General features: G+C 54.8%; 25 protein-coding genes, 1 tRNA gene and 1 pseudogene. 11 read left to right on the top strand and 16 right to left on the bottom strand.

All coding sequences use genetic code 11. The annotated features are described in order from the left end of the window. The first annotated feature begins 1 nt into the window (after window position 1). The 4 genes from nqrE (at window position 2) to dinB (ending at window position 3,198) form a co-directional block, all read left to right on the top strand. Window positions 2-598, top strand: coding sequence for an NADH:ubiquinone reductase (Na(+)-transporting) subunit E (nqrE, locus tag QMG90_RS17095; RefSeq protein ID WP_283280812.1), 597 nt, complete (start codon window positions 2-4; stop codon window positions 596-598). A 12-nt stretch (window positions 599-610) separates the two neighbouring features. Beyond that, window positions 611-1,834, top strand: a complete 1,224-nt coding sequence (nqrF, locus tag QMG90_RS17090; protein WP_283280811.1) for an NADH:ubiquinone reductase (Na(+)-transporting) subunit F — start codon at window positions 611-613, stop codon at window positions 1,832-1,834. 2 nt (window positions 1,835-1,836) lie between these two features. Then, window positions 1,837-2,052, top strand: a complete 216-nt coding sequence (gene nqrM / locus QMG90_RS17085; protein WP_283283991.1) for a (Na+)-NQR maturation NqrM — start codon at window positions 1,837-1,839, stop codon at window positions 2,050-2,052. A gap of 90 nt (window positions 2,053-2,142) precedes the next feature. Continuing rightward, window positions 2,143-3,198, top strand: a complete 1,056-nt coding sequence (gene dinB / locus QMG90_RS17080) for a DNA polymerase IV (RefSeq protein ID WP_283280810.1) — start codon at window positions 2,143-2,145, stop codon at window positions 3,196-3,198. A gap of 42 nt (window positions 3,199-3,240) precedes the next feature. Here dinB and pepD read toward each other — a convergent pair whose 3' ends face one another. Continuing rightward, window positions 3,241-4,698, bottom strand: coding sequence for a cytosol nonspecific dipeptidase (gene pepD / locus QMG90_RS17075; protein WP_283280808.1), 1,458 nt, complete (start codon window positions 4,696-4,698; stop codon window positions 3,241-3,243). Window positions 4,699-4,933: 235 nt separating this feature from the next. Here pepD and gpt point away from each other — a divergent pair, with 235 nt between their 5' ends. The 3 genes from gpt (at window position 4,934) to crl (ending at window position 7,191) form a co-directional block, all read left to right on the top strand. Next, on the top strand, window positions 4,934-5,392 hold the full coding sequence (gene gpt / locus QMG90_RS17070) for a xanthine phosphoribosyltransferase (RefSeq protein ID WP_038155455.1): 459 nt from the start codon (window positions 4,934-4,936) through the stop codon (window positions 5,390-5,392). Between the two features lie 95 nt (window positions 5,393-5,487). Then, window positions 5,488-6,732, top strand: coding sequence for an esterase FrsA (gene frsA, locus QMG90_RS17065; protein ID WP_283280806.1), 1,245 nt, complete (start codon window positions 5,488-5,490; stop codon window positions 6,730-6,732). 57 nt (window positions 6,733-6,789) lie between these two features. Continuing rightward, entirely contained in the window at window positions 6,790-7,191 is a 402-nt protein-coding gene (gene crl / locus QMG90_RS17060) for a sigma factor-binding protein Crl (RefSeq protein ID WP_283280805.1), read from the top strand. A gap of 54 nt (window positions 7,192-7,245) precedes the next feature. Here crl and QMG90_RS17055 read toward each other — a convergent pair whose 3' ends face one another. Next, on the bottom strand, window positions 7,246-8,343 hold the full coding sequence (locus QMG90_RS17055; protein ID WP_283280804.1) for a porin: 1,098 nt from the start codon (window positions 8,341-8,343) through the stop codon (window positions 7,246-7,248). Between the two features lie 300 nt (window positions 8,344-8,643). On the opposite strand from QMG90_RS17055, the gene proB reads away from it, so the two are divergent. From proB to QMG90_RS17040, 3 genes are all read left to right on the top strand, one after another. Beyond that, window positions 8,644-9,747, top strand: a complete 1,104-nt coding sequence (gene proB, locus QMG90_RS17050) for a glutamate 5-kinase (RefSeq protein ID WP_283280802.1) — start codon at window positions 8,644-8,646, stop codon at window positions 9,745-9,747. A gap of 10 nt (window positions 9,748-9,757) precedes the next feature. Continuing rightward, complete coding sequence (gene proA, locus QMG90_RS17045; RefSeq protein ID WP_283280800.1) at window positions 9,758-11,011, top strand: glutamate-5-semialdehyde dehydrogenase; 1,254 nt, start codon at window positions 9,758-9,760, stop codon at window positions 11,009-11,011. A 111-nt stretch (window positions 11,012-11,122) separates the two neighbouring features. Next, window positions 11,123-11,198: transfer RNA gene (locus QMG90_RS17040), tRNA-Thr, on the top strand. Window positions 11,199-11,579: 381 nt separating this feature from the next. On the opposite strand, the gene ykfI is transcribed toward QMG90_RS17040, so the two are convergent. The 13 genes and pseudogenes from ykfI to QMG90_RS16975 form a co-directional block, all read right to left on the bottom strand. Beyond that, a complete protein-coding gene (ykfI, locus tag QMG90_RS17035) occupies window positions 11,580-11,921 on the bottom strand; it encodes a type IV toxin-antitoxin system toxin YkfI (RefSeq protein ID WP_000854680.1) in 342 nt (113 codons plus the stop codon). A gap of 20 nt (window positions 11,922-11,941) precedes the next feature. Beyond that, complete coding sequence (gene yafW, locus QMG90_RS17030; protein WP_023336793.1) at window positions 11,942-12,259, bottom strand: type IV toxin-antitoxin system antitoxin YafW; 318 nt, start codon at window positions 12,257-12,259, stop codon at window positions 11,942-11,944. 18 nt (window positions 12,260-12,277) lie between these two features. Further along, on the bottom strand, window positions 12,278-12,499 hold the full coding sequence (locus QMG90_RS17025) for a DUF987 domain-containing protein (RefSeq protein WP_000691994.1): 222 nt from the start codon (window positions 12,497-12,499) through the stop codon (window positions 12,278-12,280). Between the two features lie 8 nt (window positions 12,500-12,507). After that, the gene (locus QMG90_RS17020) at window positions 12,508-12,984 is read right to left on the bottom strand and encodes a JAB domain-containing protein (RefSeq protein WP_023336794.1); all 477 of its coding nucleotides are present in this window, start codon (window positions 12,982-12,984) and stop codon (window positions 12,508-12,510) included. Between the two features lie 15 nt (window positions 12,985-12,999). Continuing rightward, on the bottom strand, window positions 13,000-13,458 hold the full coding sequence (locus tag QMG90_RS17015; RefSeq protein ID WP_000211838.1) for an antirestriction protein: 459 nt from the start codon (window positions 13,456-13,458) through the stop codon (window positions 13,000-13,002). 97 nt (window positions 13,459-13,555) lie between these two features. Then, window positions 13,556-13,795 carry a DUF905 domain-containing protein gene (locus QMG90_RS17010; protein WP_000194654.1) on the bottom strand — a complete coding sequence of 80 codons (240 nt, stop codon included), beginning with the start codon at window positions 13,793-13,795 and terminating at the stop codon, window positions 13,556-13,558. A gap of 76 nt (window positions 13,796-13,871) precedes the next feature. Further along, entirely contained in the window at window positions 13,872-14,339 is a 468-nt protein-coding gene (ykfB, locus tag QMG90_RS17005; protein WP_001581459.1) for a protein YkfB, read from the bottom strand. Window positions 14,340-14,362: 23 nt separating this feature from the next. Then, a complete protein-coding gene (locus QMG90_RS17000) occupies window positions 14,363-14,806 on the bottom strand; it encodes a YfjS/YafY family lipoprotein (protein WP_000824223.1) in 444 nt (147 codons plus the stop codon). After that, window positions 14,806-15,042: a protein YpjK gene (ypjK, locus tag QMG90_RS16995; protein WP_001144031.1), complete on the bottom strand. Its 237-nt coding sequence runs from the start codon at window positions 15,040-15,042 to the stop codon at window positions 14,806-14,808. The genes QMG90_RS17000 and ypjK overlap by 1 nt, the downstream gene beginning before the upstream one ends. A 40-nt stretch (window positions 15,043-15,082) precedes the next feature. Next, a complete protein-coding gene (locus QMG90_RS16990) occupies window positions 15,083-15,784 on the bottom strand; it encodes a DeoR family transcriptional regulator (RefSeq protein WP_006812588.1) in 702 nt (233 codons plus the stop codon). A gap of 216 nt (window positions 15,785-16,000) precedes the next feature. Continuing rightward, the gene (locus QMG90_RS16985; RefSeq protein WP_000197389.1) at window positions 16,001-16,822 is read right to left on the bottom strand and encodes a DUF932 domain-containing protein; all 822 of its coding nucleotides are present in this window, start codon (window positions 16,820-16,822) and stop codon (window positions 16,001-16,003) included. Between the two features lie 91 nt (window positions 16,823-16,913). Continuing rightward, window positions 16,914-17,777 (bottom strand): GTPase family protein, encoded by an 864-nt coding sequence (locus QMG90_RS16980; protein ID WP_001065553.1) that lies wholly within the window; start codon window positions 17,775-17,777, stop codon window positions 16,914-16,916. A 154-nt stretch (window positions 17,778-17,931) separates the two neighbouring features. Next, window positions 17,932-18,747: pseudogene (locus QMG90_RS16975) on the bottom strand (IS3 family transposase); the annotation flags it as partial. A 299-nt stretch (window positions 18,748-19,046) separates the two neighbouring features. Between QMG90_RS16975 and QMG90_RS16970 the strand changes: the two are divergent. Beyond that, window positions 19,047-19,817, top strand: a complete 771-nt coding sequence (locus tag QMG90_RS16970) for a siderophore-interacting protein (protein ID WP_007372176.1) — start codon at window positions 19,047-19,049, stop codon at window positions 19,815-19,817. Window positions 19,818-19,920: 103 nt separating this feature from the next. Here the strand turns inward: QMG90_RS16970 and QMG90_RS16965 are convergent, their stop codons facing one another. Beyond that, window positions 19,921-21,570, bottom strand: a complete 1,650-nt coding sequence (locus QMG90_RS16965; protein ID WP_007372177.1) for a glycerone kinase — start codon at window positions 21,568-21,570, stop codon at window positions 19,921-19,923. Window positions 21,571-21,600 lie beyond the last annotated feature (30 nt).

Here is a 21,600-nt window from a genome sequence, read left to right as displayed (position 1 = left end):
CATGGCTCATTACCTGAGTTTGTTTGTGCGCGCGGTGTTTGTTGAAAACATGGCGCTGGCCTTCTTCCTCGGCATGTGTACGTTCCTTGCGGTGTCGAAAAAGGTCTCCACCGCCTTTGGCCTTGGCATCGCGGTCACCGTGGTGCTGGGGATTTCCGTGCCGGTGAATAACCTGGTTTACAACCTGGTGCTGCGTGACGGTGCGCTGGTCGATGGCGTCGATCTGAGCTTCCTCAACTTCATCACCTTTATTGGCGTGATCGCAGCCCTGGTGCAGATCCTCGAGATGATCCTCGATAAGTACTTCCCGGCGCTGTATAACGCGCTGGGGATCTTCCTGCCGCTTATCACCGTCAACTGCGCTATTTTTGGTGGCGTCTCGTTTATGGTGCAGCGCGATTATAACTTTAGTGAATCTGTCGTTTACGGTTTCGGTTCCGGAATTGGCTGGCTGCTGGCGATCGTCGCCATGGCCGGTATCCGCGAAAAAATGAAATACGCCAACGTGCCGGCCGGTCTGCGCGGCCTTGGGATCACCTTCATTACCACCGGTTTGATGGCGCTGGGCTTTATGTCCTTCTCCGGTGTGCAGCTGTAAGGGCGGACGTTTATGGAAATCTTACTTGGCGTAGGCATGTTTACTGCGATCGTACTGGCGCTGTCGGTACTGATCCTGTTTGCCAAATCAAAGCTGGTGAATTCCGGCGATGTACTTATTGAAATCAACAACGACACGGATAAGCAAATCCGCACCCCGGCGGGCGACAAGCTGCTGAATACCCTGTCAGGCAACGGAATTTTCGTCTCCTCCGCCTGTGGCGGCGGTGGCTCCTGCGGCCAGTGCCGGGTGACGGTGAAGGCAGGCGGCGGCGACATTCTGCCGACGGAACTGTCGCATATCACCAAACGCGAAGCGAAAGCGGGCTGCCGTCTGGCGTGCCAGGTGGCGGTGAAGCAGGACATGAAAATCGAACTGCCGGAAGAGGTCTTCGGTGTTAAAAAGTGGGAATGTGAAGTTATCTCCAACGATAACAAAGCCACGTTTATTAAAGAACTGAAGCTGGCGATCCCGCAGGGCGAAAGCGTGCCGTTCCGTGCTGGAGGCTATATTCAGATTGAATGCCCGCCACATACCGTCGCGTATGCTGATTTTGACGTGCCAGCGGAATACCGCAGCGACTGGGATAAATTTAATCTGTTCCGCTATGTCTCTGAGGTTAAAGAGCCGACGTTGCGCGCCTATTCAATGGCGAACTACCCGGACGAGAAGGGCATTATCATGCTCAACGTACGTATCGCCACGCCGCCACCGTCAGCGCCGGATGTGCCGCCGGGGATCATGTCTTCGTATATCTGGTCGCTGAAAGCGGGCGACAAAGTGACGATCTCCGGTCCGTTCGGCGAGTTCTTCGCCAAAGAAACCGACGCGGAAATGGTCTTTATCGGTGGCGGCGCGGGAATGGCGCCGATGCGTTCACACATTTTCGATCAGCTTAAGCGCCTGAACAGCAAGCGTAAAATCAGCTTCTGGTATGGCGCGCGTTCCCTGCGTGAAATGTTCTATGACAATGAGTTTGAACAACTGGCGCGTGAGAACCCGAACTTTACCTTCCATGTCGCGCTTTCCGATGCGCAGCCGGAAGATAACTGGATGGGCTACACTGGCTTTATTCATAACGTGTTATATGAAAATTATTTGCGCGATCACCCGGCGCCAGAGGATTGTGAATTCTACATGTGTGGGCCGCCGGTGATGAACGCCGCGGTCATTAAGATGCTGAAAGATCTTGGCGTTGAAGATGACAACATCCTGCTGGATGACTTCGGAGGCTGATGATGATTGTCGTGTTTCTGGCCACGTTCGCTATCTTTGCGCTGGTGATCCTGGCGTTGTCGCTGGGTTATCTGATCAAGCGGAAAAGCATTCAGGGCAGTTGTGGCGGTATTTCGTCACTCGGGCTTGAAAAGGTCTGTGACTGCCCTGAACCGTGTGACGCCCGTAAAAAACGCATGGCGCGTGACGCGCAGCGCCAGAATAACCGCATTCTCTGATTTTCCCCTCTCCCGCCGGGAGAGGGTTCTCCGCTTCTCTTTCTCGATTATTTTGCTGTATACTTATCCAGTGGTGAGTGAGGGCTAACTATGCGCAAAATAATCCATGTCGATATGGACTGCTTTTTCGCAGCGGTAGAGATGCGGGATAATCCGGCGCTGCGTGACATCCCGATTGCCATTGGCGGTAGCCGGGAACGCAGAGGCGTCATCAGTACCGCCAACTATCCGGCGCGGAAATATGGTGTGCGCAGCGCCATGTCAACGGCGATGGCATTCAAACTTTGCCCGCACCTCACACTGCTGCCTGGTCGCGGCGAGGCGTATAAAGAGGCGTCGCTGCATATCCGTGAAATCTTCTCCCGTTATACCTCGCTGATTGAACCGTTATCCCTCGATGAGGCCTATCTGGATGTCACCGACAGTGTTCATTGTCACGGCTCGGCGACGCTCATCGCGCAGGAGATCCGTCAGACCATTTTTAACGAGCTGCAGTTAACGGCGTCGGCAGGGGTCGCGCCGGTAAAGTTTCTCGCCAAAATAGCCTCTGATCTCAACAAACCTGACGGTCAGTATGTAATTACACCGGCGGACGTCCCGGAGTTTCTGCGCACGCTACCGCTCGGGAAAATCCCCGGTGTCGGTAAAGTTTCAGCAGCAAAGCTGGAAAGCATGGGGCTGCGCACCTGTGAAGATGTGCAGAAAAGCGATCTCGCCGGTCTGCTTAAACGATTTGGTAAATTTGGCCGGGTGCTGTGGGAGCGCAGTCAGGGCATTGACGAACGCAGCGTGAATAATGAACGGCTGCGTAAATCGGTCGGCGTTGAGCGTACACTGGCGGAAGACATTCACGACTGGTCAGATTGCGAAGCCATTATTGAACAGCTCTATCCCGAACTGGAACGCCGTCTGGCGAAGGTTAAACCGGATCTGCTGATTGCCCGTCAGGGCGTCAAACTCAAGTTCAATGATTTTCAGCTCACCACCCAGGAACATGTCTGGCCGCAACTGAATAAAGACGATCTCATCGCCACGGCATATAAAACCTGGCATGAACGGCGGGGCGGGCGTGGCGTAAGACTGGTGGGGTTACACGTGACGTTGCTGGATCCGCAAATCGAGCGGCAACTGGTGCTGGGGTTGTAAAAACGCCCGGCACACTGACGCTGCCGGGCATTATGCACAATGTTACTTCGCCGGAATCGCTTTCAGCAGTTCCGTCAGCAGCGTCCAGTACTGGCCCACGCTTTCGATATGTACCTGCTCATCCGGGGAGTGCGGGCCGGTGATGGTTGGCCCGATGGAAACCATGTCCATTTCCGGATACGGTTTTTTAAACAGACCGCATTCCAGACCGGCGTGAATAATCTGAATGTTCGGCGTCTTGTTGAACAGACGCTGATAGGTTTCACGCACCAGATGCATCACCGGTGAGTTGGCATCCGGCTGCCAGCCAGGATACGCGCCTTTGGCTTCGGTTTTCGCGCCTGCCAGTTTACCCAGCGAATCCAGCATGCTGACCACATAATCTTTGCCGCTGTCGATCAGAGAGCGCACCAGACAGTGGATTTGCACATTGTCGTCGGTCATGGTGACAACACCGACGTTCAGGGAGGTTTCCACTACGCCTTTCGCCACGTCAGAGTTACGGATCACCCCGTTCGGCGTCGCATTCAGCAGACGAATAAATCCGTCACGGGATTGTGCGGTCAGCGCTGCGTGATCATTGCTGACAGCGTCCAGCAGCACGACCAGATTCTTCTCTTTCGCCGCCAGTTCGTTTTTCAGGATCTCCTGGTATTTGCTCACCAGCGCTTTCAGCGCATCGACGTTATCCGCAGCAACCGCGACAGTCGCAAACGCTTCACGCGGGATGGCGTTGCGCAGCGTACCACCGTTGAAATCGACCAGACGAAGATCCAGCTTCTGCGCATGACCGGCGAGGAAACGCGCCAGCAGCTTGTTGGCATTGCCCAGACCGACATGGATTTCACCACCGGAGTGACCGCCTTTCAACCCTTTCAGTGTCAGTTTGAAACGCTGGAAACCGGCCGGCACCGCTTCACGGGTCAGCGGCAGGTTGGAAGTGAAGTCGATCCCACCGGCGCAGCCCATGTAGATCTCACCTTCTTCTTCGGAGTCGGTGTTGATCAGGATGTCTGCCTGCAGCCAGTTTGGCTGAAGACCGAATGCGCCGTCCATGCCCGCTTCTTCGGTCATGGTCAGCAGCACTTCCAGCGGACCGTGCTGAACGGAATCATCCGCCAGTACCGCCAGCGCAGAAGCCATACCGATGCCGTTGTCGGCGCCGAGCGTCGTGCCGCGCGCTTTGACCCACTCGCCGTCGATGTATGGCTGAATCGGATCTTTGGTAAAGTCATGCACGGTGTCGTTGTTTTTCTGCGGAACCATGTCGAGATGCGCCTGCAGGACCACCGGTTTACGGTTTTCCATACCGGCGGTAGCGCCTTTGCGGATCAGAATATTGCCAACCTGATCGCGCTCCGCGTGCAGGCCTTTTTCCTTCGCCCAGCCCATGATGTGTTCAGCCAGTTTTTCTTCGTGGTAGGACGGGTGCGGAATGGAACAAATTTTGGCAAAAATATCCCATAGCGGTTGCGGGGATAATTGAGACAATTCAGACACGGTAAGTCTCCTTACGGCTTACTGCAAAAGTCGCTTGCAGGTAGAGGGTTAGCATATTGCGATACAGCGGTGAGAATACCACTTTCTTACTGCTCTGGTAGAACAAACCACGTAAAAAGGCACCCGTGTTCCGCTTAACACTGGTTTTTAGTGCGTCAGATCTCTATAATCTCGCGCAACCTTTTCCCCCTCGAACACTTTTTAAGCCGTATATAAACAGGCTGGGACTTTTTACATGAGCGAAAAATACGTCGTCACCTGGGACATGTTGCAGATCCACGCCCGTAAGCTGGCAAGCCGTTTGCTGCCAGCTGAGCAATGGAAAGGCATCATTGCTGTTAGCCGTGGTGGTCTGGTACCGGGTGCGCTGCTGGCGCGTGAATTGGGTATTCGCTATGTTGATACCGTTTGCATCTCCAGCTACGACCATGACAACCAGCGCGAGCTGACCGTGGTAAAACGCGCAGAAGGCGACGGCGAAGGCTTCATCGTGATCGACGACCTGGTGGATACCGGCGGCACGGCGGTGGCTATCCGCGAAATGTACCCGAAAGCGCATTTCGTCACTATCTTCGCAAAACCGGCTGGTCGTCCGCTGGTCGATGATTACGTGATTGATATCCCGCAGGACACCTGGATTGAACAGCCGTGGGACATGGGCGTGGTCTTCGTTCCGCCTATCTCTGGTCGTTAATCCTGCCATTCCAGCGCCCGGTTTGACCGGGCGTTGTTCTTTTTGGCGCCTGGCGCGTTACAATAGGAACAGTATTGTTCTTATGGAGGCCCGCGATGCCAGAGGCTAACCTCAGCGAAGTCCTGTTTAAACCCCGATTCAAACATCCGGAAACGTCCACGCTGGTTCGTCGTTTTAACCAGGGGGCGCAACCCGCGGTTCAGTCGGCGCTGGACGGTAAAAACGTACCGCACTGGTACCGGATGATGAACCGCCTGATGTGGATCTGGCGTGGCATCTCGCCACAGGAGATCCTTGATGTGCAATCGCGCATTGTCATGAGCGATGCCGAGCGTACCGATCCCGATCTCTACGACACGGTGGTGGGGTATCGTGGAGGCAACTGGATTTTCGAGTGGTCAAAACAGGCGATGCTCTGGCAGCAAAAAGCAATGCAGGAAGAAGATCCCGAGCGTTGTGGTCGCCACTGGCTGCATGCTTCCAATCTTTACAGCATTGCGGCTTATCCGCATCTGAAAGGCGACGATCTGGCTGATCAGGCGCAGGCGCTGGCGAATCGAGCCTACGAAGAGGCTTCCCAGCGTCTGCCCGGAGAAATGCGCGAACTGGAGTTCCCCATCCCTGGTGGTGCGCCCGTGACCGGTTTTCTGCATATGCCGAAGGGCAAAGGACCGTTCCCGACGGTGCTGATGTGCGGAGGGCTTGATGCGCTGCAAAGCGATTATTACACCCTTTTTGAGAATTATCTGGCGCCATTGGGAATCGCGATGCTGACGCTGGATATGCCGTCTATCGGTTTTTCTTCCAAATGGAAACTCTCCCAGGATTCCAGCCTGCTTCACCAGCACGCGCTGAAATCGTTGCCCGACGTTCCCTGGATTGACCATACCCGCGTCGCGGCGTTTGGCTTTCGCTTTGGCGCAAATGTGGCGGTCCGGCTGGCCTATCTTGAATCGCCGCGCCTGAAAGCGGTGGCCTGTCTTGGTCCGGTGGTACATGGCTTACTGGTGGATCCGCAGCGTCAGGGTAGTGTGCCGGAAATGTACCTTGACGTGCTGGCGTCGCGTCTGGGGATGCACGATGCCTCCGATGAAGCGCTGCGCGTAGAGCTGAATCGCTATTCGCTAAAAACCCAGGGACTGCTGGGCCGCCGCTGCCCGACACCGGTATTGTCAGGCTACTGGCAAAACGATCCGTTCAGCCCTGAAGAGGAGTCTCGCTTAATCACGTCGTCATCCGCGCAAGGTAAAATGCTGCATATTCCTTTCAACCCGTTGTATCGTAATTTTGACAATGGACTGAAAGAAATTGCCAAATGGATTAACAAACAATTTGGTTAATAGTTTGCTAAATTTTATCGATTTGGTAAAACAGTTGCATCACTAAAGGAGATCGCAATGACGTTACCGAGTGGACACCCGAAGAGTAAACTGATTAAGAATTTCGCTGCGCTTGGCCCTTATATCCGCGAAGAACAGTGCAAAGACAACCACTTCTTTTTCGATTGCCTTGCTGTTTGTGTGAATGTAAAACCGGCGCCGGAAGTGAGGGAATTCTGGGGCTGGTGGATGATCATGGAAGCGCAGGAAAAGCGTTTTACCTACAGCTACCAGTTCGGACTTTTCGATAAAAACGGAAAATGGCAGGCCACCGATATTAAAGACAGCGAAGTGGCGGAGCGTCTGGAAAAGACGCGCAGCGATTTCCATGTCCGCGTGGCGGAACTGCTGACTAAACTGTCTTTACGTTTAGAGCCGGCGGATGATTTTAACGAGAAAGCGGTCAGACTCACGGCCTGAGAATAAAAAAGGCGCTTCAGATGAAGCGCCTTTTTAATTTCAGGTATTCATGAATCAGAACTGGTAAACCATACCAACCGCAACAACGTCGTCGGTATTCAGGCCGAGTTTGTTGTCGTCATCCAGTTGGTTAATTTTGTAATCCACGAACGCGGACATGTTTTTATTGAAGTAGTAAGTTGCTGCCACGTCGACATATTTCACCAGGTCAACATCGCCTACGCCTTCAATATCCTTACCTTTAGACTGGACATAACCCAACGACGGGCGCAGACCGAAATCGAACTGATATTGCGCAACCACTTCGAAGGCCTGGTTTTTATTAGCGAAACCGCTAACGGAAGTGCTCACACCGCCAATAGTTGCAGTACCAGACACCGGCGTCATGTTACGCGTTTCTGCATAAACAGCAGCCAGATAAATGCTGTTAGCGTCATATTTCACACCTGTCGTCCAGGCTTCAGCATTAGAACCATGACCAAAGCTCTGGTTTTCCTGCGCCAGTGTACGGTCAGAGTTGGCATACGCCGCACCCAGCGTCAGACCCGTGTCGCCAAAGTCATAGCTCAGAGAAGTACCGAAACCGTCGCCGTTGGCTTTGCTGGCGGCACGGCCGTCGTTCTCATTTTTGCCCTGATACTGCAGGCCGAGTTTCAGGCCATCAACCAGACCGAAGAAGTTGTTGTTACGGTAAGTCGCCATACCATTACCACGACCGGTCATGAAGTTGTCGGTTTTGATATAGGAGTCGTCACCGAATTCCGGGATCATATCGGTATACGCTGCGACGGTATACAAGATGCCGTAGTTACGGCCGTAGTCGAATGAGCCGTAATCACCGGCTTTCAGACCAGCGAACGCCAGACGGGTTTTCGTGGTGTTAGCATCGCCTTCTACTTTGTTCGCTGCGATCTGGTATTCCCACTGACCGTAACCCTGCAGCATATCGTTAATCTGGGTGGCGCCTTTAAAGCCCAGACGCGCATATGACTGGTCACCGTCCACACCATCGTTGTCGCTGAAGTAGTGCTCAGCTTTTACACGACCATACAGATCCAGCTTATTGCCATCTTTGTTATAGACCTCTGCAGCCTGAGCTGAAAGAGAAGCCATCGCGCCTACTATCATTAATGCCAGTGTGCTTTTTTTCATTTTCAATCCCGAGTTAAAAAAACGCGCTAATAGTCGTGGGGGGAACAAGCCCCGTGAAAATCAGAGAGGTTTTTAACTCGCAGGAGTGAAACTTTTATGACAATTTAAGAATACTTTTAAATAGTTGTGTTTTCATGTTTCCGTCATAAAGTTGTCAAATGTTGCCGTTACGCTTCCTGATCCCGCGCAATAAAATTTCACCCCTTTTGCCATGAGAGTTGGCAAGCGGCGGGAGTCCTGTTAAAACGTCTGTTCGATACGGATTTTTCATTTTTATTGAATATTGAACGGCAGAAAATCATGAGTGACAGTCAGACGCTGGTGATCAAACTGGGTACCAGTGTTTTAACAGGCGGATCGCGCCGCCTGAATCGCGCCCACATCGTCGAATTAGTGCGCCAGTGCGCGCAGTTGCATGCCGCCGGGCATCGTATTGTGATTGTCACCTCCGGGGCCATCGCTGCCGGGCGTGAGCACCTGGGTTATCCTGAACTGCCCGCCACCATCGCCTCCAAACAACTGCTCGCGGCGGTGGGGCAAAGTCGACTGATCCAGCTATGGGAACAGCTGTTTTCCATTTACGGTATTCATGTCGGACAGATGCTGCTGACCCGTGCCGATATGGAAGATCGCGAGCGTTTCCTTAACGCCCGCGACACGCTTCGCGCGTTGCTTGATAACAACATCGTGCCAGTCATTAACGAAAACGATGCGGTCGCCACCGCTGAAATTAAAGTCGGCGATAACGACAATCTTTCCGCACTGGCTGCTATCCTCGCGGGTGCTGATAAATTACTGTTGTTAACCGATCAGCAGGGGCTGTTTACCGCTGATCCGCGCACCAACCCGCAGGCCGAACTGATTCAGGACGTATACGGCATTGACGATGCGCTGCGCGCCATTGCCGGCGACAGCGTCTCTGGTCTGGGTACAGGCGGTATGGGGACCAAGCTTCAGGCGGCCGATGTTGCCTGCCGTGCAGGCATCGATACCATTATTGCCGCAGGCAGCCGTCCTGGCGTGATTGGCGATGTGATGGAAGGGCTTTCCGTCGGCACGCGTTTTCACGCCCAGGCCTCGCCGCTGGAAAACCGCAAACGCTGGATTTTCGGCGCGCCGCCCGCCGGGGAAATCACCGTTGATGAAGGCGCCACCCGCGCGATTCTGGAAAGAGGGAGCTCATTGCTTCCAAAAGGGATTAAAAGCGTGACAGGTAACTTCTCCCGTGGTGAAGTGATCCGTATCTGTAATCTTGATGGTCGCGACATTGCCCATGGCGTCACCCGCTACAACAGTGACGCGCTGCGCCGCATTGCGGGGCATCACTCACAGCAAATCGACGCCATTCTTGGTTACGAGTACGGCCCGGTGGCCGTGCATCGCGACGATATGATCACCCGCTAAGGAGCCTCACATGCTGGAACAAATGGGTATTGCGGCCAAAGCGGCCTCTTACCAACTGGCATTACTCTCCAGCCGCGAAAAAAATCGGGTGCTGGAAAAAATTGCTGATTATCTGGAAGCGCAGACCGAAGACATTCTGCATGCCAACGAACAGGATCTCGCCGACGCGCGTGCTAACGGCCTGAGCGATGCGATGCTGGATCGCCTGGCATTGAACCCCGCGCGTTTGCAGGGGATCGCGAACGATGTTCGCCAGGTCTGCCAGCTCGCCGATCCGGTCGGGCAGGTGATTGATGGCGGGCTGCTGGACAGCGGTCTGCGTATTGAGCGCCGCCGCGTTCCGCTCGGGGTAATTGGCGTGATTTACGAAGCGCGCCCGAACGTGACGGTGGACGTCGCCTCGCTGTGCCTGAAAACCGGCAACGCGGCGATTTTGCGCGGCGGCAAAGAGACCTGGCGCACCAATGCCGCCACGGTGAAAGTCATCCAGCAGGCGCTGGAAGAGTGCGGATTGCCTGCGGGTGCGGTTCAGGCGATTGAAAGCCCGGACCGTGCGCTGGTGAGCGAAATGCTGCGCCTGGATAAATACATCGACATGATCATTCCCCGCGGTGGTGCGGGTTTGCACAAGCTGTGCCGTGAACAATCGACGATTCCAGTCATCACCGGCGGTATCGGCGTATGCCATATTTTCGTTGATGAGAGTGCGGAAATTGAGCCTGCGCTGAAGATCATCGTCAACGCGAAAACCCAGCGTCCGAGCACCTGTAACACTGTGGAGACGCTGCTGGTGCATCAGAAGATTGCTGATACGTTTTTGCCCGCGCTGAGCCAGCAAATGGCGAAGAGCGGCGTCACGCTGCATGCTGCCGACAACGCCATGGCACAGTTGCAAGCCGGGCCAGCGAAAGTGGTAGCGGTAGAACACGCGCAGTATGACGATGAGTATTTGTCGCTGGATCTCAACGTCAAAGTGGTCAGCGACCTTGATGACGCTATCGCGCATATTCGCCAGCACGGCACGCAGCACTCCGACGCCATTCTGACGCGTACGTTGCGTCATGCTGATCGTTTTATCAACGAAGTGGATTCCTCGGCGGTTTATGTGAACGCTTCCACCCGTTTCACCGACGGCGGGCAGTTTGGTCTTGGCGCAGAAGTGGCCGTCAGCACGCAAAAACTGCACGCGCGCGGTCCGATGGGGCTGGAAGCGCTGACCACCTACAAGTGGATTGGCTTCGGCGACGATACGATTCGTGCTTAAATGAAACAGGGTGATGCAAAAACAGGCAGTTGGTTACCTGGGTTATTGACGCATCACCCTGTTAGATTTAACCTTCTACACCGTGATTCACGCTCGTGAACACGTCTCAGGGCCGGTATAGCTCAGTTGGTAGAGCAGCGCATTCGTAATGCGAAGGTCGTAGGTTCGACTCCTATTATCGGCACCATTAAAATCAAATTGTTACGTAAGATCTTATCATTCTCCCACCAAAAAATTATCTTAATGTAACAGCTGGTGTAAGTAAATTCTATCAACGAAGATCAATCTTATCTACTGACCAAAAAGGCCTGATAGGGCTTCGCTCACTATACATCCTTGGCTGCAGGTTTAGTTGTACACCACTCCTAAATTTAATGTGTTGGCAATGTGTTCAATAAAGCTCGAACAAATTAGCTCATTATGATCGGTTAATACTTCAACTTCTGGTTGCATGATTGTTTGTCCGTAAAAAGATAACGCGCCTGCCGGGTAGTAGCAGGCGCATTACGCAATAGGTAAACAAGGGAGGAAGTTCAGAAATGTAAATCGGGAAGGTTGTACGCAATGTTCATCGTACTACGTTGTTACGGCTTTGCCGCAACAAGCCAGTTGCCTGCCGCGCTCGCAGAATGTCTGCAGCCCGGAGATAAGGAGATTGTTCCTGCCAGCTAAATCCCTTCCTGTCGATACGAACCAGCTCGTATTTTTCTACCAGAAAATTCACGGCATCGGCTAGGGTGATACCGGCATCGATGTGTTCCTTAATCACAGCCTCGTTGCAGAATGGCGTGTCGTTTATTGTCAGACCATAGTGCTGTTCCAGCAGACGTGTCAGTAACATTTGCCAGACAGCCACGGGTGACAGGCAGGGCTTCACCGCCCGCTGAGTTGTTGCAGGTAAAGTTTTCATGTTTGCTCTCGTGTAGGTAATTAACGCTGAGTGGGGTAAATGGCGATGTATACGTAGCCGCAACTGCCAAGGGTGTCGGCTTCGCAGGTAAAATCGTTGTGGTACAGGGTAACGCAGTGGGCATGGTGGGGGCTGAGTTCACCGGTGGTCAGCATCGATTCCATCTGGCGGATAAAGTGCGGGAATGTTTCATCCAGCTTCCGGCATTCGATGTCACTGAACTTGCCGGTGATGCTGGCCCGGTCAGCCAGATAATGCAGTCGGTTGCCTTCCTGCACCAGACGGGCTCCCAGGCGCAGTGTAATCTCCCGCTGCAGGCCCCTGGTAGGGTTGCTCATTACAGTTCTCCACTATTGTCAGTTCAGGGTGATGCTCATCAGGCAGGTATAGGGCCCATTGCGGTCTTGGCGGCGTTCGGCGTATACCGCGAGGACTCCGGCGATATCCGGAACGTCCCTGCCGGTGTAATGACAGACGCTACCGTGCCACTGGTATTTGCCGGTGCAGTAGCGAAAGATTCGGGACTCAGGATGCTGGCGGTATATCGTCATTGCCCTGCGTTTACTGATAATTTTCATGTAATACCTCAAAGCAGACCGTGTTCTGCGAACGAATAGATTTGCCTGCCACCGACAATCAGATGGTCAGGGACACGGATATCCACCAGCTGAAGCACCTGAAACAGTCGCTGCGTGAGGGTTTTGTCGGCCTGGCTAGGTGTCGTCTCGCCGGAAGGATGGTTATGCGCGAGTATCACCGCCGCCGCGTTGAAGTGCAGAGCACGTTTGACCACCTCCCGGGGATGCACCTCGGTGCGGTTAATCGTGCCGGTGAAGAGCGTTTCATGGGCAATCAACTGATTCTGGTTGTCCAGATACAACACCCGGAACTCTTCCCGCTCAAGCGCGGCCATATGCAGTCGCAGCCATTCACGTACGGCGTGGGTAGAGGTGAAGGCTACGCCGGGCTCATGCAGGTGGCGGTCCAGAGCCCTGAGCGCCCGCTGAATGAGACGCCGGTCCTGTGGCGTCATCTCGCCGGGTAAAAAGGAAAGCTGTTTCATCTGTTGCTCCTTCGGTCAGTCGATAATACGCAGAATGGCGTGAGCCTCTGGATGTTGCATGGCATACTCCCGCAGGCGGTAATAGTGTGCGGTCATCGCGTCACATTCTGTACGGCAGGCATGGTGGCTATACGCAATCAGGCAGACAGCAATACCTGCTGCTTCTGCACTCATTTGGGCATCGTTACCGTTCAGGCAGTTAAACAGACGCCATGTCTCATCGTTGTCAGGCTCGGGGGACATAAATGCGCCGCCATTGCTGAGGGTGTAGAACGACCAGATACCACCGCTGTAGCCCTCACAGAAGCGGTCCATCCAGGCGAAGATATGCGGCTCCAGGAGTAGCCACTGCGGGATAGCGCCAAAGTACTGTGGCCAGAAATCGATACGCTGTTCATCGGGGACCGGCGTGACGGTCAGTTCAAATTCGGGTTGGTTAGCGGGTGCGAGGTCGTGCTGCGTCTGTGTTGTCATGGGTATGTCTCCGTCAATAAAAACGCCAGCGGCGATGGCTGGCGTATGGGGATATAAAGTGTGTTCGGGGAGGTGAATGCGGGTAAATGCTTCGCGATCAGCGGGTGGCCGTGTCTGTACGGATGCCTGAGGTGCGGATATAGCGGTTAAGACCTTCACCGGCATCCGGCTCAAAGTTCCATGCCCGCCAGACCATCCGGCCTTCAGTATCACGAACCACCAGACGGAAGTGACTGCCCTGGTCGTCTTCGAGTGTGATATTGCTGTACGTGGTAGTGACCGCTTGCGCTTGTCTCCGGGTGAAAGGCCCCGGTGGCAGCAACACGGATTGGGTCATTTTCGGGCTCCTGATAAAAGAAAACCCCGGCAGCCTGCTAGCTGTCGGGGTGGATTTGCTGGGGAAGATACTACTATCAGTCGTTGCTGCAGTCTCCGAGAGTGGACAGAACTTTCTCAGCGTTCTTCCGGTCCGCAGTGAAGGTCCCTGCTTTGTGGTCATTGACGTAGACGTCGAACTGCCCGGCCTCAGAGATATTGCTGATGAAGTCAAACCAGGCGTTATCGCCGTTACGCCAGCCCAGGCTGGACGGAATAATGTACTGCTGGTGATCCATCACTACGGTGATAGTAGTGTCGTCATCGTGCGAACTGACCATCTTGTCATCGGCAAGGGTAAGAAAGACTGAATGCTGATAAAAACCATTCTGGTCCGGGTTACCTGTGCAGTTGATGGTAAACGTCTTCCCGCTGGCTTCGGTCACACTGTATTCCGTATTGCCCTGACCGTAACCCTGCTGCCAGAACCCCGGGATAGCAGAGGCATTAAAGCTCGCGAGCAGTACACCCACCAGCACAAACCGACTTAGTGAACGTATTGTCATTTCTGTTTCCTTTATCGTTGTTTTTATTCCTGATTGTCAGGGTTCGAGGGTATCAGTAGCTGCCCCATCAGTTTGCCGTCATGGGCGTACTCAAAGTATTTTTCTTTGGTATACGGGTCCGTCACCTCCTGGTATTCCAGTTTGATGTTATCGGCAATACACAGCGCATTCATCAGTGGCTGGACGGTTTTTTCCTGCATATCCACGAGGTAGTAGTAACTGCCATCCTCGCAGCCATCGGGCGACTGGCGGGTACGTAAAACCTGCAAGGTGGGACCGGATAAGTAGTCAACCTGTGACCATTCTTCGCTGACATCATCCTGGTGGCTGACCACATCACTGAAACGCGGTGGGGTGAGGTCCTTAAATTTACTGATGGCCTTCAGGTCATCACTTCTGTCATCGCATGCGATGAGAAACAGAGTGGTGGCAACCAGCGCCAGCAGAGGCAGTGTTTTACGTTTCATTATTTTTTTCCTGAAATCAGACGAACCACTTTGGCAAAGACATAAATGCCCACGAAAATACCCACCGGCACGCCGACGAACGGTGTTAGCGCGACACTGGCAGCACCGGCTGCGCCACCTCCCGTCAGCAGTGCGGCAACAGTGGCAAGGGTCAGGGCCGCGAGACTGTCGGACACCCCGGTTTTGTTCAGAATGATGACGATGACAACAATGGCGATAATGGCAATAACGGGCATAGGGCTCCTCCCTGTTGCCGGGTTGATAACAACGCTTGCGCTATTCTGGTGAGCTGTTGGCCGGAACAAACGTAAGCAGTGACTGCTGGATAAAGCGAAAATGGGGTAAGGACTGAATAAAGCCCGGGTCTTCAACAAGACGACACAGACTGTCGTTACGCCGGAAAGTCTCCTGCAGGGGCTGAACCAGATGGATTTCATCCAGGGAGAATACGGCGATATGTCCGTCGTGCTCTGCCACCAGATACCAGGCCTGCTGGTGGATAAGTAACCGGCAGGGAGCCAGCCGCTCACAGCGCTGCCCCTCGGCAATCAGAGTCACCCGCCTGCGCCCGGTAATGGCCTGAATCAGTCGCCAGAAAGACAATGCGCCTGATGGCGAAGGAGCCGGACTGGCGGGTGCGATTACGCAGGGAGACTCATCGCACATCAGCAGTGCGTTTACCAGACGACGGTCAAAGCCAGGGAAAAGACCGGCCATCCCGCTGCGGTGGGCAAAGATAAGCACGTCGGGCACCATCTGCGTCTCACTGCCCGCAGTGCGTAAGCGGCAATATCCGGACTGATACTCCAGGTCCAGATACATCAGCCGCTCACGAAAATCACGCCGCAGCGTGCGCACCGACACACCAAACTCAGCGGCAAGCTTACGCACACTCAGCGTTTCCCCTGCCACCAGACGGCTGATTATCAGTGACAGCCTGACAGCCAGCCGGTCATGGCGGCGTTCTGCCTGTGTCATGAGACGTTCTCCGTGAAAGTTAACTGACTGAAAATGATGTGATTACTTTAAAGAGGGGGTCGGACAGGGTATGGACACCACAGAAACTATTTTTCATTTCTGCAAAAGCCAGAGGCAGCGGGGGTTACAGGCCTTCCCTCGGTGAGTGAGGACCGTCAGCACGGTGCGATGCGGACAGGTGGTGTCCGATATTAACAAAGCAGCAACATTAAACGGTCACTGCAGTTGCGTGAGCAGGGCTTCCGCCATCACCCACAGTGCCCGGTTAAGTTTCACGTCCCCGTCGATACCGCGAACGGCACGGGTATGTGACCGTCCTCCTTTGGCATTACGGCCACTGAGCCCGCCCTTAATCAGGTTCTCCTGAATACGCTGGTACGTGGTCCACAGGTCATTGCTCTCATCCTGCCAGCGGCGAGGGGAGAGGATCTGCGATTCAGTCACCGGCTGGTGGTCTTCACCAAAGCGGTATGTGAGGGCGGCTTTTGCCAGTGCCTGCTGTGCCGGGGGTGGCAACAGCAACGACTGCATGGCATCCCGTTTCTCCTCCACCCGGTCAAAAATCCCCAGCACCTCATACGCGCCTTCAATCACCTGACTCACCACGTCCCCCTTGTGTGGCACCCGCACCTCGCCAAACGACTCACCGCAGACGAGCCCGTTCTGACAAACCGCACGAAATAGTCCCGGCAACATCTGATACGAACTGGTTCCATCGTGAGAGTTGAGTAGAATAATTTCCGGCACCTGTTTACCGGTGATCTGCCCTTCCCGCCGCAGACGCAGCATATGCTTTGTATGTTCACGACGACCCGGGTCACGCACTCGGGTCTGACAGGCAAAGAATGGCTGGAAGCCTTCTCGCTGTAGGCTGTCGAGCAGGGAGATGGTGGGTATATAGGTATAACGCTCACTACGGGACTCGTGTTTGTCCTCACTGAATACACTGGGCACTACGCGAAACAGCTCTTCACGGGTTAACGGACGGTCGCGACGGATAAGGTTTGCTGCGCCAAAGCGCGAAGCCAGACGGGTCATAAGCAGACTCCTCATAACGGGAAAACAAATAAAAGGGATCCCCGTCGCATCGGCGACAGGGGCAGGGAAGTAACAGGGATGGGTTAAATACTCAGAAGAAGAAATCCCAGACGGCGCGGGCCACTGACACCACCGTGGTGCGCACGGCCTGAATGACGGCCCGCACCGGGGCGGGTATCAGGGGAAAGGCACTGATGCTATCGAGTACGGCCCCGACGGTTTCACCAAAATCGCTACGAGCCTGTTCCCGGACTACCGTCGTGCGAAAGGAAGGATGGAGTTGCGACACCACCGGGCTGGTGGCCTCACGTGGCAGGCACTTAATCATCCGCTCGGCCATCACCTTAAGCCCCCATTGTAGACGGACCGACACAGCACACACCGGATGGACGGGCTGGAACAGCTCATGCAGCAGGCAGATTTTGCGGCTGATATTCTGCTTCTGCGCCGTGGACAACTGTCCCCCACCGCTGGTAGGTTCGGCCTTATCCGACTGGCTGATAACAAACAGCACCTTATGCCGGTATACCTCTCCAATCACCTGATGATAAAAATGTTCATCCACCGTCAGCGCCCGGTCATCGGCCTTAATCAGCCACAGTACCAGGTCGAGGCGAGGAAGCTGTTCGCGGTACAGCGCAGCATACTCGGTATCGCGAGCGCCACTTTCGCCCACGCCGGGCAGATCCATCAGCGTTATATAGCGGTCGCCGACTTGCAGGCGAAAGCGCAGTGGCTCACGTGTACAGGCCGCCACATCGCTGACCGGTGATATATCTCCGGCAAACAGGGCATTGCACAGACTGCTCTTCCCAACACCGGTTTTACCCATAATGCCGATCACTGGCTCGTAGTTAGTTAACTGGTTAATTTGCTGCAGAAGCCGCTCTGATACCCATTGCGGCAGATCAGCAAGCGATTGCTGAAACGACTTCAAACCTTCAGAATTATTCATCACTACTCCTCTGAAAAATAATAAAAAACGGTAGAATCGTGAGATTCCGCCGTTAATTGCGTATGTTCAGAGTGATGATATATATCTGAAGATTTTTTCAATCCTCTGCGCTTGAGGCAGCTGCGCGACTGCTGGCTGAATCGCCACGGATAATTTAGACACTTCCGAGCCGTTGATAATACTGGTTTTCATATTCTGTCGGTGACATCTGATCGCTGGAACCATGCCGACGCTTACTGTTATAAAACATTTCGATGTAATCAAAAATATCGCTGCGGGCTTCTTCCCGCGTTCCGTAGATCTTTTTCTTTATCCGTTCGCGTTTCAACAACTGGAAAAAGCTTTCTGCAACCGCATTATCATGGCAATTACCGCGACGGCTCATACTGCCCTCCAGCCCGTGTGATTTCAGGAACGACTGCCACTCATAGCTTGTGTACTGACTGCCTTGATCAGAATGAACCAGCACCTGCTTTTGAGGATTACGTCGCCACACGGCCATCAGAAGTGCATTCAGGACAATATCCTTTGTCATCCGGGGCTGCATTGACCAGCCAATAACTTTGCGCGAGAACAGGTCAACAACAACAGCCAGATACAGCCAGCCTTCGTGAGTCCGGATGTAGGTGATGTCCGTTACCCAACGCTCATCCGGTGCTTCCGGGTTGAACTGCCGCTGGAGCCTGTTGGGCGTCACGATGCTGGTTTCACCCTTACGTGCCCGTGGGCTACGGTACCCGACCTGAGCCCTTATCCCGGCACGCTTCATCAGTCGCCAGACACGATTAACTCCGCACTGTTGTCCGGTATCCCGCAGGTCGAGGTGGATCTTGCGATAACCATAAACGCAACCCGACTCCAGCCAGAACTGCTTTATCAGCCCCGTCAGCCTCAGGTCAGCATGATGCCGCCGTGAATCCGGCTGCTGAAGCCAGGCGTAAAAACCACTCGGATGCACATCCAGCACCCTTGCAGCAGCCTTCGTGTTGGTGCTCTGTATGTTTACAGCAACCTTCATGATGGTTTTGCATCATCGTCTCCTGATGTTATTTAGATATATCTAATTTATATCTAAAGTTTATCGACTTGCAAGTCTATAAAATAATTTTTGTTTAATTTGATGATTATTAATGGTTTTTATGGATTGCTGATAGCTGTTTAATCTCAAGCTGACTATATCAAAAAAGTGCTTGCAATCTTTTTGATTAGCAATCATTATCATTTAAAAATAAATTTAGATATATCGTATTATCTTCACGAAGGCGAAAAATGACAAAAAACACCTCACGCTACCCACAGCGCGTGCGTAACGAACTACGTTTTCGCGAATTAACCGTGCTGCGCGTTGAGCGTATCGGCCAGGCGTTCCAGCGGATCGTGCTGGGGGGCGAGGCGCTGGATGGCTTTGTTTCACAAGGTTTTGACGACCACACCAAACTGTTTTTCCCGCAGGCGGGCAGCGTATTTACGCCGCCGGAAGTGACCGACGAAGGCATTAACTGGGGCGAGGGCGTGCGCCCGGCGACCCGCGACTACACGCCGCTGTACGATGCCGAACGCCACGAGCTGGCTTACGATTTTTATATCCACGATGGCGGTATTGCCAGCCGCTGGGCGCTGGAAGCCAACATCGGCGATAAGCTGGTGATCGGCGGGCCGCGCGGCTCGCTGGTGGTGCCGGAAGATTACGCCTGGCAGCTTTATGTCTGTGACGAGTCGGGCATGCCGGCGCTGCGCCGTCGCCTGCTGGGATTACGTCAGCTGCCGGTGACGCCGCAGGTGACGGCCATCGTCACCGTCGCGGATGCTTCGTATAAAGATTATCTGGCGGATCTCGACGGCTTTAATATCGAATGGGTGGTAGGCCACAACCCGGCGTTCGTCGCCGAGCGGCTGGCTCAGGTCAAGGTGCCGTCAGAAGATTATTTTATCTGGCTGACCGGAGAAGGCGGCGTGGTGAAATCGCTGCTGGCGCGCTTTGAGGAGCCGAGTATCGATCAGCAACTGGTGCGTTCGCAGGCGTACTGGCATAGCAAATAATCGGCAGTGTGGTAAACCCGGATGGCGGCGCGTTGCGCCTTCTCCGGGCTACCTTTCAATGGTGTTATGTCGCCCCGGTAAGCGCAGCGCCACCGGGTGAGGCTTAGCGTTCCGCCAGCGCCTTAAACACCATCGCCACCGCGTGGGCGCCGGGGTCCATATTGCCGAGCAGGCTCTCGCTATTGAGATAGGAGGCGCGTCCGGCGCCGGCTTTGCTCGACTGGCAGGTGCGATCCGCGCCGGCCTGCGCCGCGGCGAAAGCGGCCTGCAGATTATCCGGTTCGGCCAGCAGCGCCGCCAGCGCCGGCTGTAGAGCGTCAATCATCGTCCGGTCGCCCTCATCGGCGCCGCCGTAAAATTTCATCTGCCCCAGACCGGCGTTCAGCGCTTCCGCCATGCTGGCGCCTTGCTCCAGCTTCTGCCCGGCGGCGGTGAAGAAAATCGACATCAATACGCCGCTGGAGCCGCCCATCACCACCGTCAGGCGTTCGCCAATTAGCGCGAACAGCGTGGGTAAATCATTGAGCGGCAGTTGCTGGCGTTGCAATAGAGCGGCAATCTCACGCGCGCCAGCGGCGAAAGTGGAGCCGGTATCGCCGTCGCCCACTTTGGCGTCAAGCGCGTTGAGATGGGTTTCGAGGCCGGAGAGGGTGCTGGTCACCTGCGCCACGTAATCGCCCACCTGCGGGTTGGCCGATGGCGTAAAGGCGACGCGTGCGCTGGCGAGCGCGGACGGCATGATATTAACAGCCCGCGGCTGCACCGGCTTCTGCCAACTGGCGGTTTCGACATCCGACAGCAGCGCCTTTTCAATGCTCTCTTCCAGCACGATAGTGGTCAGCGAGAAGCCTTTCATATCCAGCGCCGTTACCAGCGAAGCCGGGCCAATCAACCAGTCAACGCGCGCATGGAGTGGGGTGTTGGCCAGCTCGCGGGTCAGAATCGCCATCTCGGCCACCGACACGCCGCCGAGATTATTGAGCATCACCGCCAGGCGGCCGGTTTCAGGTAGGGCGGCGGTCAGCTTCTCTACCATAATCTGCATGATTTCCGCGCTGTTATGGGTCGCGATCGTCGAGGCTCCCGGTTCGCCGTGGATGCCCATCCCCAGCTCGGCGTGGCCGGGCTGATGGCGCGGCGCGCTTTCCGCTTCCTGCGGCAGGTGACAGCTGGCCAGCGCCACCCCGATGCTGGCGGTATGGTTGGCGGCGTATTGCGCTTCACGCAGGACGGTGGCGAGGTTGAAGCCGCGCTCGGCGAAATAGCCCGCCACCTTATGCACAAGAATAGTCCCGGCGATACCGCGCGGCTGTTTGTTATCCGGCAGCGAAATATCGTCGCCGACGATCAGCATCTCTACGTTATAGCCAAGACGGCGCGCTTTCTCCGCCGCGAGGCCGAAGTTAAGCCGATCGCCGGTGTAGTTTTTAACGATCAGCAGACAGCCCGCCTCGCCGGTCACCGCCTGAATCGCGGTGAGTACCGCATCGACGCTCGGCGAGGCGAACAGATCGCCGCAGACCGCGGCGGTCAGCATGCCTTTACCAATAAAGCCGACGTGCGCCGGTTCGTGTCCTGAACCGCCGCCGGAAATCACCGCCACGTTGTTTTTATTCAGATCGCGGCGTACCACTACACGGATCGCCGGGTCGCTCTCCAGGCGGGCGAGGTTGTTCCACGGGCTGGCAATAATGGTTCCCTCGATCACGTCGTTAACGAGGCTGGCGCGCTGGTTAAAAAAGAATTGAGACATAGTGGTTCCTGATCAGTAAGCGAAAACTCA

The organism is Trabulsiella odontotermitis, from assembly GCF_030053895.1.
GTDB lineage: Bacteria > Pseudomonadota > Gammaproteobacteria > Enterobacterales > Enterobacteriaceae > Trabulsiella > Trabulsiella odontotermitis_C.
The sequence above is the reverse complement of the archived record's forward strand: the minus strand, read 5'-3'. Positions and strand labels throughout refer to the sequence as shown.

Excerpts from the sequence above, each read along its gene's own strand:
- nqrE (WP_283280812.1), top strand. The coding sequence starts at position 2 with ATGGCTCATTACCTGAGTTTGTTTGTGCGCGCGGTGTTTGTTGAAAAC.
- nqrF (WP_283280811.1), top strand. The coding sequence starts at position 611 with ATGGAAATCTTACTTGGCGTAGGCATGTTTACTGCGATCGTACTGGCG.
- nqrM (WP_283283991.1), top strand. The coding sequence starts at position 1,837 with ATGATTGTCGTGTTTCTGGCCACGTTCGCTATCTTTGCGCTGGTGATC.
- dinB (WP_283280810.1), top strand. The coding sequence starts at position 2,143 with ATGCGCAAAATAATCCATGTCGATATGGACTGCTTTTTCGCAGCGGTA.
- gpt (WP_038155455.1), top strand. The coding sequence starts at position 4,934 with ATGAGCGAAAAATACGTCGTCACCTGGGACATGTTGCAGATCCACGCC.
- frsA (WP_283280806.1), top strand. The coding sequence starts at position 5,488 with ATGCCAGAGGCTAACCTCAGCGAAGTCCTGTTTAAACCCCGATTCAAA.
- crl (WP_283280805.1), top strand. The coding sequence starts at position 6,790 with ATGACGTTACCGAGTGGACACCCGAAGAGTAAACTGATTAAGAATTTC.
- QMG90_RS17055 (WP_283280804.1), bottom strand. The coding sequence starts at position 8,343 with ATGAAAAAAAGCACACTGGCATTAATGATAGTAGGCGCGATGGCTTCT.
- proB (WP_283280802.1), top strand. The coding sequence starts at position 8,644 with ATGAGTGACAGTCAGACGCTGGTGATCAAACTGGGTACCAGTGTTTTA.
- proA (WP_283280800.1), top strand. The coding sequence starts at position 9,758 with ATGCTGGAACAAATGGGTATTGCGGCCAAAGCGGCCTCTTACCAACTG.
- ykfI (WP_000854680.1), bottom strand. The coding sequence starts at position 11,921 with ATGAAAACTTTACCTGCAACAACTCAGCGGGCGGTGAAGCCCTGCCTG.
- yafW (WP_023336793.1), bottom strand. The coding sequence starts at position 12,259 with ATGAGCAACCCTACCAGGGGCCTGCAGCGGGAGATTACACTGCGCCTG.
- QMG90_RS17025 (WP_000691994.1), bottom strand. The coding sequence starts at position 12,499 with ATGAAAATTATCAGTAAACGCAGGGCAATGACGATATACCGCCAGCAT.
- QMG90_RS17020 (WP_023336794.1), bottom strand. The coding sequence starts at position 12,984 with ATGAAACAGCTTTCCTTTTTACCCGGCGAGATGACGCCACAGGACCGG.
- QMG90_RS17015 (WP_000211838.1), bottom strand. The coding sequence starts at position 13,458 with ATGACAACACAGACGCAGCACGACCTCGCACCCGCTAACCAACCCGAA.
- QMG90_RS17010 (WP_000194654.1), bottom strand. The coding sequence starts at position 13,795 with ATGACCCAATCCGTGTTGCTGCCACCGGGGCCTTTCACCCGGAGACAA.
- ykfB (WP_001581459.1), bottom strand. The coding sequence starts at position 14,339 with ATGACAATACGTTCACTAAGTCGGTTTGTGCTGGTGGGTGTACTGCTC.
- QMG90_RS17000 (WP_000824223.1), bottom strand. The coding sequence starts at position 14,806 with ATGAAACGTAAAACACTGCCTCTGCTGGCGCTGGTTGCCACCACTCTG.
- ypjK (WP_001144031.1), bottom strand. The coding sequence starts at position 15,042 with ATGCCCGTTATTGCCATTATCGCCATTGTTGTCATCGTCATCATTCTG.
- QMG90_RS16990 (WP_006812588.1), bottom strand. The coding sequence starts at position 15,784 with ATGACACAGGCAGAACGCCGCCATGACCGGCTGGCTGTCAGGCTGTCA.
- QMG90_RS16985 (WP_000197389.1), bottom strand. The coding sequence starts at position 16,822 with ATGACCCGTCTGGCTTCGCGCTTTGGCGCAGCAAACCTTATCCGTCGC.
- QMG90_RS16980 (WP_001065553.1), bottom strand. The coding sequence starts at position 17,777 with ATGAATAATTCTGAAGGTTTGAAGTCGTTTCAGCAATCGCTTGCTGAT.
- QMG90_RS16970 (WP_007372176.1), top strand. The coding sequence starts at position 19,047 with ATGACAAAAAACACCTCACGCTACCCACAGCGCGTGCGTAACGAACTA.
- QMG90_RS16965 (WP_007372177.1), bottom strand. The coding sequence starts at position 21,570 with ATGTCTCAATTCTTTTTTAACCAGCGCGCCAGCCTCGTTAACGACGTG.